At 40.4% G+C, this 12,622-nt stretch carries 9 protein-coding genes and 1 riboswitch; all 9 genes read right to left on the bottom strand.

The window, feature by feature from the left end:
* A partial coding sequence (locus DBX25_RS18165; protein ID WP_240620404.1) for a CaiB/BaiF CoA transferase family protein occupies nucleotides 1-998 on the bottom strand: 998 nt, incomplete at its 3' end.
* Between the two features lie 12 nt (nucleotides 999-1,010).
* A complete protein-coding gene (locus DBX25_RS18160; protein WP_108672196.1) occupies nucleotides 1,011-2,594 on the bottom strand; it encodes a fatty acid--CoA ligase in 1,584 nt (527 codons plus the stop codon).
* Nucleotides 2,595-2,610: 16 nt separating this feature from the next.
* A complete protein-coding gene (locus DBX25_RS18155) occupies nucleotides 2,611-3,765 on the bottom strand; it encodes a thiolase family protein (RefSeq protein ID WP_108672195.1) in 1,155 nt (384 codons plus the stop codon).
* A gap of 31 nt (nucleotides 3,766-3,796) precedes the next feature.
* Nucleotides 3,797-4,942 (bottom strand): acyl-CoA dehydrogenase family protein, encoded by a 1,146-nt coding sequence (locus DBX25_RS18150; RefSeq protein ID WP_108672194.1) that lies wholly within the window; start codon nucleotides 4,940-4,942, stop codon nucleotides 3,797-3,799.
* A 4-nt stretch (nucleotides 4,943-4,946) separates the two neighbouring features.
* The gene (locus tag DBX25_RS18145; RefSeq protein ID WP_108672193.1) at nucleotides 4,947-6,485 is read right to left on the bottom strand and encodes an acyl-CoA synthetase; all 1,539 of its coding nucleotides are present in this window, start codon (nucleotides 6,483-6,485) and stop codon (nucleotides 4,947-4,949) included.
* Nucleotides 6,486-6,629: 144 nt separating this feature from the next.
* Nucleotides 6,630-8,720, bottom strand: coding sequence for a sigma-54-dependent Fis family transcriptional regulator (locus tag DBX25_RS18140; protein WP_108672192.1), 2,091 nt, complete (start codon nucleotides 8,718-8,720; stop codon nucleotides 6,630-6,632).
* 136 nt (nucleotides 8,721-8,856) lie between these two features.
* Nucleotides 8,857-9,624, bottom strand: coding sequence for a 3-hydroxyacyl-CoA dehydrogenase (locus tag DBX25_RS18135; protein WP_108672191.1), 768 nt, complete (start codon nucleotides 9,622-9,624; stop codon nucleotides 8,857-8,859).
* Between the two features lie 553 nt (nucleotides 9,625-10,177).
* Complete coding sequence (locus DBX25_RS18130) at nucleotides 10,178-11,512, bottom strand: NCS2 family permease (RefSeq protein WP_108672190.1); 1,335 nt, start codon at nucleotides 11,510-11,512, stop codon at nucleotides 10,178-10,180.
* Nucleotides 11,513-11,656: 144 nt separating this feature from the next.
* Nucleotides 11,657-11,758: riboswitch (purine riboswitch) on the bottom strand.
* 91 nt (nucleotides 11,759-11,849) lie between these two features.
* A partial coding sequence (guaA, locus tag DBX25_RS21520) for a glutamine-hydrolyzing GMP synthase (RefSeq protein WP_240620402.1) occupies nucleotides 11,850-12,622 on the bottom strand: 773 nt, incomplete at its 5' end.

The raw sequence follows: 12,622 nt of genomic DNA, 5'->3' as shown, positions 1-12,622 counted from the left end.
TGCATACTAACCTGCATCTCTCCCCAGACGGAATCATAAACTTGCTTGTTATGAACGAAATAAGGATGATACCTCACTTCATCCACTTCCAAAACCGGAGTTAGACAACAATCCACACTCATTCCAAATTCTGTCCACTCAGATATGGTTCTCCTTTTAATAAGCGCTTTCATTTCCAGGTATGTTCTATTGGTATCAACAGCTTTAGAGTGGTGGTAAGATAACCACTCCATACGATCGACTGCCTGACAGAAATTTCTCCAGAACTTCTCTTCAAGTGCAGCTAAGCTGATATACCTTTTATCTTTCGTTTCATACAAACCATATGAAACGATCGAACCACTTAAAACTGGGATTCCCTGTTTATAACTAAATACTTGATCATACATAACATGGTTTGCCATTGTAGAGGCCACTGCTTCAGTAATCGAAACACAATGATAGCTTCCCTCTCCTGTTTTCACCTTAGCTAGGAGGGCTGCTAGTATTCTTTCACTTGCAGCTAATCCTCCAAAATAATCCGCTAACGTATGAGTCGGATGTATCGGTTTTCCATGGTCATCTTTTAATTGCGCCAATACCCCACTTAAAGATAGATAGTTGATATCATGACTACCCATATGACTAAGAGGACCTTTATCCCCGTACCCTGTAACGGCACAATAGACGATGCCAGGATGTACAATCTTAATATCTTCATAACCTAAACCTAATCTGTTCATAACACCCGGCCTGAAGCTCTCGATCATTACATCCGCTTCTTTAATGATTTCGATAGCTTTCATTTTGTCACTTTCATTTTTCAAATCGAGTGCAACACTTTTTTTCTGGCGATTATGCGCCTGAAAAACGGTTCCATCTTCTCCAGTACCTCTTGCCAAATCCCCTGTTAGCGGTTCAATTTTAATGACTTCCGCCCCGAGTTCCGCTAATCTCAAGGAAGCGTATGGACCTGGAATGTAATGCGAAAAGTCTACAACTCTAATCCCTTTGAGCATCTCTACCACCTCTTAAACTATTGGGGAAGAAGATTTGTCAGCAGCAAGTTCTTCTTCCAATCGTTTTCTAAGGATGAACTTCTGAATTTTGCCACTGGCATTTCTCGGCATGCTTTCAGAAAAAATGTATTTTCTTGGTCGTTTATAGTTTGCCAGCTTATCACTGTTCTTGCAGAATAGATCCAGGTCTTCACTTGTTAGAGAAGGGTCTTTTGCAACTACAAAAGCAGTGACTGTCTCTCCCCACCTGTCATCGGGTTGACCAATTACCGCTACATCCAGAACTCCCGGATGCTCATACAACACATCTTCAACTTCACGAGGATAAACATTTTCTCCCCCACTAATAATCATGTCATCAACGCGATCCTTAACAAAAAGGAAACCATCTTCATCGAGATAACCAATATCACCCGAATGGTACCACCCTTTGTACATCGCATTTCCCGTTGCCTCAACTCGGTTGAAATAGCCCGCCATCATGGAAGGACCTTGAACAATGATCTCCCCTGGTTCACCAGGAGGCAGAATATCATCCGGGTCTGAGGGACCAGCTTCATTGGGCCTTACAATTCGTATCTCATGATTGAGAATCGCTTGACCAGCTGATCCAGCCTTTCGAATTTGATCCTCTTCAGCTAATACCGTGATGGCAGGACCCATTTCCGTCATCCCGTATGCTTGAACTAAATTTACACCTAGCTTTTCTTGACAAGCTCTGACTAGTACAGGAGCCATAGGAGCTGCACCATACAGTCCTAGCTTAAGACTTGAAATATCGTACTTTTCTATGTTCTCTTGAAGGATCATATTCCACATAGTGGGAGCTGCGAAAAATTTCGTGATTTTCTCTGTTTCAACTTCCTCCAAAACTTGTTCAGGTTGAAAATGATGCATGATCACGTTCGAAGCCCCAATATGAACACGGGGCAAGAAAGAACAATGCAACTCAGCGCAATGAAACATCGGAGCTACAATTAGCCCTCGGTCATGCTGATCAAGTTTAGTAGACTGAATGAGTACTAGACTTTGTTCGACCATTTCACGATGGCGATGGATAACTCCTTTTGGCCTTCCTGTTGTGCCACTTGTATACATAATGGCATACGTATCAGTTTCCTCTACTTTTTCAGCTACGAAATGGAAAGGAGCTTGAGCTACTTCCCTTTTATAACTCTTGGCGTATTGAGGTACTTCTTCATCTGTATACCAAAACGCTATGTGAGGAAATCGGTTTTCAATTCTAGCGATGACTGGTTCCAATGATTTTTCAAACAGAACAACCTTCGGAGAAGCATCCTGCAAAATGTACGCAACTTCTTCTGACATCAGTCGGAAATTGATAGGATTAAAAACAGCCCCTAGCTTGGCACAGGCAAAAAATGCTGTCGCCAATTCTTCGCGATTGAACAAAAACGTCGAAACACGGTCGCCTTTTTTGACACCTTCTGTACGAAGGGCATTCGCAAGCTGATTTACTTCCTCGTTCCATTGAGCATACGTCATACGAACCTTACTTCTCGTGTCATATAGAGCTTCTTTTCCAGGGAACTTTTTTACCGTTAAATCAAAGATTTTACCTATGGTAATTGTCATCGCCAAACCTCCCGATTTAATCTATAATTCTCTCAATAATCGTAGCATTCGCCATTCCGTGTCCTTCACACATCGTTTGCAATCCATAACGACCACCCGTGCGTTCCAACTCACTCATCATGGAAATCATAATTCTAGCTCCACTTGCTCCAAGTGGGTGCCCCAGTGCAATGGCTCCACCATTAGGATTTAGCTTTTTCGGATCAGCCCCTGTTTCTTTCAACCAAGCCAATGCGACAGGAGAAAAAGCTTCATTCACCTCAAACACATCGATGTCATTAATAGATAAACCCGATTTTTCAAGTGCTTTTTTGGTTGCTGGAATTGGACCCGTCAACATCAAAGTAGGATCAGAGCCAACTACAACTCTCGTATGAATTAGGAATTTCGGTTTTACTCCTAGTTCCTCTGCCTTTTCACGGCTCATAATCAGCAGGGCTGCTGCACCATCGCTAATTTGACTTGCATTTCCCGCATGGATTTTCCCATTTTCCACGAAGGCGGGCTTTAATGCAGAAAGTGCCTCAAACGTCGTACCTTTCCTTGGGCCCGTATCACTTGTAACGGTTACTTTTTCCCCATTTTCTAACGTCACATGAATCGGCATAATCTCTGAATCAAAGTAACCTGCTTCTTGTGCCTTTAACGCTTTCTCATGACTTTCTAGCGCAAATCGATCCAGGTCTTCTCTTGAGAACCCATACTGATCCGCAATTCTTTCGGCCGATAATCCTTGATGAATCGTTTCATACCTACTCTTTAGTTGATTACTGAGTGGAGCACCTTGATAATTCGAACCGATTGGAATGCGGGACATACTTTCTACTCCACCAGCAATAACCACATCCATATCACCAGACAAGATGGCTTGTGCCGCGAAATGGACAGCTTGCTGACTTGATCCACATTGCCTATCAATTGTCGTACCCGGAACTTCAATCGGGAATCCAGCTATCAAAGCAGCAACCCTCGCAATATCCCCTGCTTGCTCCCCCACTTGAGAAACACACCCTAATATCACATCATCCACTAAGCCTGCATCAATTCCTGAACGATTTACCAACTCTGCTAACACCGCACCAGCCAAATCATCCGGACGAATATCCTTTAAGTAACCATTTCTTCTACCAACTGGGGTACGTACCCCTTCTACTATAACTGCTTGCCTCATTGTGTCCTCCTCGTTTGCTTTAATATGAAATCTATAACCCTAAATTTTTTGCAATTATAGTCTTCATGATTTCATTAGTTCCCGCATAAATACTTGCGACCGGGATGTCTCGATATCTTCTAGCAATCTTGTATTCCTCCATATATCCATAACCACCATGAAGCTGCATACACTCAGCAGCTACTTTTTTCGCAACCTCTGTCAATTTCCACTTTGCCATGGAAACCTTGGTGACAACATTTTTCCCACCTATATGCTCTGCTATCAATTGATCCAGGAAAGCTCTTCCCATTTCAATGTCGGTGGCCATTTCCGCAATTTTGAATTGGGTATTTTGGAATTGTCCGATTGACTTTCCAAATGCAGTTCGACTTTTCACATAATCCATCGTTTGCTCTAACATGTCTTCAGCAGCTACCTGTGCGGCAATTGCTACAAGTAGACGCTCCTGCTGCAACTTATCCATCATGTAAAGAAAACCTTTCCCTTCTTCTCCTAGAAGGTTCTCTTTAGGAACACGACAATCTTCGAAAATAAGCTCCGCTGTATCTTGGCAATGGAGACCCACTTTATTTAATTTTCTACCTCTACTAAAACCTGGCGTGTCTCTTTCAATAACTAATAAACTAATTCCTTTATGTTTTGGAACCGCTTTTAGGTCTGTTTTGACTGCGACGACAATTAAATCGGATTGAATACCGTTTGTAATAAACGTCTTTTGTCCATTGACAATATAGTGGTCACCCTCCAACACAGCGGTAGTCTGTATATTCGCTAAATCCGAACCAGCCCCCGGCTCCGTCATGGCAATAGCGGTAATAAATTCACCAGTCACACACTTTGGCAACCAACGTTTCTTTTGCTCCTCATTCCCAAAGGCTGTGATATAAGGAACTACAATATCATTATGAAGGCCGACACCAACTGAACCAGAACCGACTCGCTCTAACTCTTCATTGATTATGACCGAGAATCCCCAATCTACATCACTGCCCCCGTATTCCTCAGGTAGGTCCGGGCATAGATATCCTTGCTCTCCCATCTTCTTCCAAAAAGAACGAGGAATCATCCGATCTTCTTCCCATTTCTCATAGAAAGGGTATGCCTCTTTGTCCAAAAACTTTCTCAATGATTTTCGGAAAATATCATGATCCTCCGTTAAATAAGGGTGCTTCATTTTTTCACTCCTCTATAGTGGTTGAAATCAGTTGTTGATGGGATTGTTTCAGTTGGTATTTCAGAATCTTTCCTGATGCGTTTCTCGGAAGCTCCTTTTCAATAAAAACCTTTCTTGGTACCTTAAAGCCTGCTAGTTTTTTACGGCAAAAATCCCTTAACTCCACTTCTTCAACGGTGACACCAGCTTTTGGTACAATTACAGCACAGACCGCCTCTCCCCACACTTCATCCGGCAGTCCTATGACAGCTGCCTCTAAAATAGACGGATGTTCATATAACACTTGCTCCACTTCTATCGAATAAACATTTTCTCCACCTGATATGATCATATCCTTCTTTCTATCCACAAGAGTCATAAACCCATCATGGTCAATCGTCGCTAAATCACCTGTATATAACCACCCATCCTTGATAGCAAGTGCCGTCTCAACAGGCTTTTTATAATACTCTTTCATGATGGTATCTCCTCGAAGGATCAACTCACCAACTGCTCCAGGCATGATATCTTCCCCTGATTCCGTCACTACTCTTGCCTCTGTAAGGAAAACTGCTTTGCCTGCTTTCCCTAGATGCTCCTTATGTCCTTCTGGATCTAGATAAATCCCACTAGGGCCCGCTTCAGTCAAACCGCATAAGTTATAGAATTGGTCAGTTTTAAATAAATCGATGGTTTTTTTGACTAATTCAGGAGCCATCGGAGCTGCACCATATCCACACCTTGATATGGAAGAAAGGTCGTATTTCTGATAATCAGGAACTTGTAGAAGGAAGTTATACATGGCTGGTACACCAAAGAAAAAAGTGATTTTATGTTCTTGAATTGCTTGAAGGACTTTAACTGGGTGAAAATCACGATGGATATAATGGGTGGCTCCTAAAAACACACCAGAAATCAAAAATAAGTTCAGTTGTGCGGAATGGAAAAGTGGGGCTATATGCAAAAAGCGATCATGCTGGTTAATGCCCATAGCAGCCATCATGGTGATTCCCACTTTAAAGATACGATGGTGATCAAACAAAGCTCCCTTCGGTCGTCCAGTGGTGCCTGAAGTATAAAGTATCTCCAAGTCATTCTGTTCTGTTAGACCTACACTAGGTTCTTCCATATTATAGGACTTTATATTCTCATAGGATAAATGGCCTTCAATCAAAGTGGAGCCTACTACTATCACATGTTTGACCTTTGTTTTTGCTCTCGCCTCGTTCATGATTGCTTCGAACTCTGAATCGATGATGACATAAGCACTATCCGATTGCTCTAATATGTAGTGTGTTTCAGTTACGGTAAGGCGAGTATTGACAGGAACAATAACCGCTCCAACCTTCGCAGCAGCAAAAAAAGAAAAGACAAAGTGATCAGAATTCTTCATCATAATGGCAACCTTATCTCCCACTTGGATTCCTAGAGAGAGCAACCCATGAGCCAATCGATTAACTTCTTCATTAAACTGTTTGTACGTATAGGATCTACCTTCACAATAAATCGCTAATTTATTCGGAAATTTTCTCGCGTTTTGAGCTACATAAGCACCAATTTGCATCAACATCTCTCCCTTTTCCAATATGGATAATATAGATGCAATTATTGTGCCAATTTTCTAAATTCTTATCTCTTCATATATTTCTATATCTATTAAGCTCTTTCCTGTACAGCTACTGTCCATATCAATGAAAAAAGTGTCCATTTAACGGACACTTTGCGTAGTTATATCAAATTTTTTTATTTTCTCATACAGTCCTGACCGGCTAATCCCAAGTAAACGAGCTGCTTCCGCTTTATTCCCTCTGGATTGGAGTAGGGCTTTTTGAATCGCCTTCTTTTCAGACTCTTCATACAGAGTTCCTGCAGGAAAAGTCTGAAAGGATTCAATTTTATTCATATATTCAGGTAAATCCTCTATTTTAATTTTCCCGTGTTCAGCAAAGGTCATCGCACGTTCTAAAACATTCTTTAATTCACGGACATTCCCAGGCCAATGATATTCCAGAAATGCATTCCTAGCTAAAGAAGAAATTCCCGTAATGCTTGTTCCGAGTAAGCGATTCATCTCCTCTATAATCACTTCCATAAGCACTTCTATATCCCTTGGACGTTCACGTAGAGCTGGTATCCTAAATGAAATAACATTTAGTCGATAATATAGATCTTCTCGGAATGATCCGTTTTTCACCATCTCCTCTAGATTTCGATTGGTAGCCGCAATTATTCGAACATCTACCTTAATTCTAGTGGTCCCACCTACTCGGTAAAATTCTCGTTCTTGAAGAACCCTTAACAATTTTGCTTGCAAAGAAAGCGACATATCGCCAACTTCATCAAGAAATAGTGTCCCCCCATTCGCTAGGTCGAATTTTCCGATTTTCCCTTTCTGCTTAGCACCAGTAAACGCTCCTTCTTCATATCCGAAAAACTCTGATTCAAGCAAATCTTCTGGAATAGCAGCACAGTTCACTTCAACAAATTTCTCCTCACACCTAGCACTTCCATTATGTATCGCATGAGCAAATAACTCCTTACCAGTCCCACTTTCTCCCCTGATTAAAATGGTGGAGCGTCCCTTGGCAGCTTTTGCAGCACTTCTTTTTAACTTCTCCATGTAAGGATCGTTCGAGTGAATATGCTCCCACGAAAACCTTGCTGATTCTGATTGTTTATATTGTTTCTTATAAAAGTTGGCTTTATTTTCAGCCTTCTGTAATTTCTTCAGAAGATTATTAACCTCATGAAGGTGACGGAACATGATTTTTCCGATGACTCCAATCACCACACCATCCTGCATAATAGGAATTCGGTGAACAATATAAGAAATCCCATTTTCCTCCTGAAAATCACTGAATTCCGCCATCTGCGTTTCAAAAACATGAGTAAGTTTAAGTGAAGGTAGAACTTCGTCAATTTTTCGCCCAATAATGCGGGACTTATCAAGATTAAACAATTCTAAGAACGGCGGACTCACCATCTCCACCCGTCCCTTTTTATCTGTCATGATAATCCCGTCATAGGCGTTTTCCAAAGCTGTTTCTAGCATTCTCTTTAAATTTTTTACCGTCTCTAAATCTAGAGAGATTCTCTCCAGCTCCGAAATATCATGGAATAACGCAATATAACCCTTTTGTCCACCCATTCTTTGATAGGTAGTAAGGTAAGCAACTGTCTTACACCTCGGAAAAGAAAGGGAAATGTACTCCGCTTCCCCCTTTGTATTTTGCCTTTGCAGCAGCTCAGCAAATTCTGGGAAAAGACACACTAAATTAATTTGCAATAGATCTGATGGACTCTTTCCGCTCATCTCACAAATACGGTCATTAATGTATGTGACCATACTATTTTCGTCCGTCATGAGCACCCCGATAGGAGAATGTTGAAGAATGGTCTCCATCTGCTCTTTTAAAAGATTTGAAGATTCTAAAAGGGCCAGCACCATGTCTGTTTTTGTAAATAGGCCAGCTACTCCACCAGATGGATTGAGAACAACTCCTGTTCCTACCGGACTGTTTTGGACCATTTTCTCAACGATTTCAAAAGGGGTATCCGTTTGCAACGTAAAAGCCTGTGTCTTAATAGCATCACGAATAGGTGTGGTTAACTCTTTTTCTTCTAAAATCATTTTGTACATTTCACTTCTCGTAAAAACGCCAGTTAATTTTCCGCCTTTATCCGTTACAGGCACCAAGTTCCATTTATGATGCAACATATACTGGATCGCTTCACCTAAAGTGGTTTCTTCCGTAATTTTCCCATCAAACCGTGAAATGATATCCTCAAACCGAATCACAATGACCCTCCCTTCCTATATAAATTATCGAAATATTATAAAATTAATACTATCTGAATGAGTTACAATTTACAATTAATCTACTAATATAAAGAGCTAGTACATCATTAAGACGTACTAGCTCTTTATTTCCTTCTTATTTTGGTTGCATTCTTATCGCTCCATCCAAGCGAATCGTTTCCCCGTTTAACATTGGGTTCTCAACAATAGAACCAACAAGGTGACCATACTCTGCAGGATATCCTAGTCTCGTTGGGAACGGAACCATTTTCCCTAATGATTCTCGCGCTTCTTCTGGTAAAGAGTCAAACATTGGCGTATGGAAAAGGCCAGGAGCGATGGTCATCACTCTAATTCCGAAAGGAGCCAGCTCCCTTGCTATTGGAAGCGTCATCCCCACTACCCCACCTTTAGATGCACTGTACGCCGCTTGACCGATTTGTCCCTCAAAAGCGGCTACAGAAGCTGTATTGATAATGACACCTCTTTCACCTGTTTCGAGCACTTCATTTTGCACCATTTTTTCAGCTGCAAGGCGGATGACATTAAATGTCCCTACTAAATTAACTCCAATCACTTTAGAGAATAACCCCAAATCATGAACACCTTTTTTACTTAATAGTTTGCTAGCAATCCCGATACCAGCACAATTAACAACCGTATTCAGAGAGCCCATTTTATCTACTGCATATTGAACAGCTCGAATTACATCTTCCTCATTTGTCACATCCGTTTTAATGTATGATACATTTTCACCCAATTCAGCGCATAACTTCTCGGCTCGTTCGTCAGACAAATCGACAATGACCGCTTTTCCTCCATTTGTAACAATATGCCTAACAGTCGCTTCTCCTAGCCCAGATGCCCCACCTGTCACTAACGCACAGCTTTGTTCTAATTTCATTCTGATTCCCCCTTAATTGTGATGACTGATTATCTTGCAAGTTTTATACCAATTTATAAAATTAGCACTGTCGTAAAATCGTATTCACATTTGGAGGAATCATGTACAGAATTTGGACAACAAAGTGTAAAGTTAGACATTTATAAAACACCCTCATTTATAACCTAAACTACACTTACTTAAAATGGTCTAGCCTTTTGAGAATTTTTGTTTTATTGCAGAGTTAGATTTGTCGAAAAATCGATATTCTTGGGTTTTCGTTGATATTTTGACCGTCTCGATTTTATTTTTCCAGGTTTCAAATGTATTTTTCCATTTTCGATAATAAATTTTTCAGTTTCGATAAAAGATACTGATCCCACCAAAAAAATCATACTGGATATCGGGTTTTAAAGCAGAAATGAAGATGATTCCAATAATAAAGGAAAAAATGGGGTTAAAAGTCCTTAAAATGATTGTTTTACTTACTATTTATCTCAATATTTGAGCACAGCTTTTTAAACGGCCAATATAAAAAACCGCAGACCTCATATTTGGCCTACGGTTTTAATGATTAGACTAAGAAAATAAAGTAGCTCAAGAAGATAATAAATAATCCGTACATGATTGGATGAATTTCTTTCATTCTACCTTTTACGATCATTGTAATTGGATAGAAAACAAACCCAATCGCGATTCCAGTTGCAATGCTGTATGTCAATGGCATTGCAATAATGGTTAAGAATGCCGGAACTGCGATTTCAAAGCGATCCCATTCAATGTTTTTCACAGCCGATACCATTAACACCCCAACGATGATTAAGGCAGGAGCCGTTACTGGTGCTGTAATAACGGATAGTAATGGGAAGAAGAAAATAGATAGTACAAATAACAATCCTGTTACAACTGCTGCAAAACCAGATCTCGCACCGGCTGCAACACCCGCTGATGATTCAATATAAGACGTAGTAGTAGATGATCCAAAAATAGCACCAACTACGATTGCTAGTGAATCTGCGAATAAACCTTTACCCGCTCTTGGAAGAACATTGCCTTTCATTAGACCTGCTTGGTTAGCAACAGCTACCAAAGTTCCAGCTGTATCAAAGAATGCTACGAAAAGGAACGTTAAAATAACGACTAAAATTTGAATCGTGAACAGTTTTTCACCAGGAGCAGCAAATGCTTCAAAGGCAGCACCGAAAGTTGGCGATAAGCTAGGTACAGCACCAACGATTTGTTTAGGTACATCGATTAAACCAAACATCATACCTACGATAGACGTAAGGACCATACCGATAAATATGCCACCATTCCAACCTCTTGTCATCATGATAACTGTAATTACTAAACCAAAAATAGCTAATAACGCGTTGCCATTTGTAAGGTCACCTAAACCTACCAATACCGCATCATTATTTACGATGATTCCTGCGTTTTGGAATCCAATGAAGGTAATAAATAAACCGATACCTGCTCCAACAGCATACTTCAATTCTACCGGAATAGCATTAATGATTTTTTCTCGAATACCAGAAAGCGATAATCCAACGAAGATAACCCCCGAAATCAACACTCCAGTTAAAGCTGTTTGCCAAGGAATTCCATAAGTTAACACTACTGTATAAGCGAAAAATGCGTTTAATCCCATACCAGGAGCTAATGCGATTGGATATCTGGCTATTAGTCCCATGAGTATCGATCCGACTGCTGCAGCAAGCGCAGTGGCTACGAATACAGCTCCATAATCCATTCTCATTGCATCTGGTAAATCCGGAATACTTTGTAAAGTTAAAGTGAGAGGATTAACAACAAGGATATAAGCCATAGCTAAAAATGTTGTTAGCCCCCCGATTATTTCACGACGATAGTTCGTGCCTAACTCATCAAATTGAAAATACTTCTTCATTCTCGTTTCCCTCCGAAATGGAAATGTCATGAAATACAGGTTTTTGACAACAAAAAAGCTTCGTTTCCGTTAAGGACGAAGCTTGAGCGTACGAGAAGTGAAAGGATTGGTTTGATAGGTTCTTGTAAAACAAAACCCTATAAACCTAGAACTCTTTCACATCGTAGTCAAGCCGTTAACGGCAGCTTGGTAGAAACTTTTGGGCCATATCCCCAATATTATACGACGATTTATGATTTGAATTATGATTGCATATTCATAATAACAAGAAAGCAAATTACTGTCAATGAAAAAGACGAACATTTTTTTATGTTCGTCTTTTTTTGTTCGTATTTTGTTATTCCCACTCGATAGTTGCAGGTGGTTTGCTCGTAATATCGTAAACAACACGATTAACGTGGGCTACTTCATTAACGATTCTGACTGAGATTTTTTCAAGTACGTCCCAAGGAATACGGGCCCAATCAGATGTCATACCATCGATAGAAGTAACTGCACGGATACCAATCGTATAGTCATACGTGCGGGCATCTCCCATAACCCCTACACTTCGGATATTAGGAAGTACCGTGAAGTATTGCCAAATATCACGATCAAGACCTGCATTCTTAATTTCTTCACGTAGAATATAGTCTGATTCACGGACGATTTCTAACTTATCTTCTGTAATTTCTCCTAATACACGAATACCTAGACCTGGACCTGGGAATGGTTGTCTCCATACCACTTCATCAGGAATACCTAGCTCCGTTCCAAGAGCACGAACTTCATCCTTGAAAAGTGTATTCAAAGGCTCGATTAATTTAAATTGCATATCTTCTGGAAGTCCACCAACATTATGGTGGGATTTAATCGTTTGAGCAGTTGCTGTACCGCTTTCAATGATATCCGTATATAATGTTCCTTGTGCAAGGAATTCGATTCCTTCAAGCTTTGCAGCTTCATCATCAAAGACATAAATGAATTCATTACCGATGATTTTACGCTTTTGCTCTGGATCTGATACACCATTAAGCTTGTTCATGAAGCGATCCTTTGCATCAACTTTGATAACATTCATATTGAAGCCTTCCGTGAAGGTTTTCATAACTCCTTCAGCTTCTCCCTTAC

It is taken from the genome of Peribacillus acanthi (genome assembly GCF_003073175.1).
In the GTDB taxonomy this organism is placed as follows: Bacteria; Bacillota; Bacilli; order Bacillales; family DSM-1321; genus Bacillus_BN; species Bacillus_BN acanthi.
The sequence above is the reverse complement of the archived record's forward strand: the minus strand, read 5'-3'. Positions and strand labels throughout refer to the sequence as shown.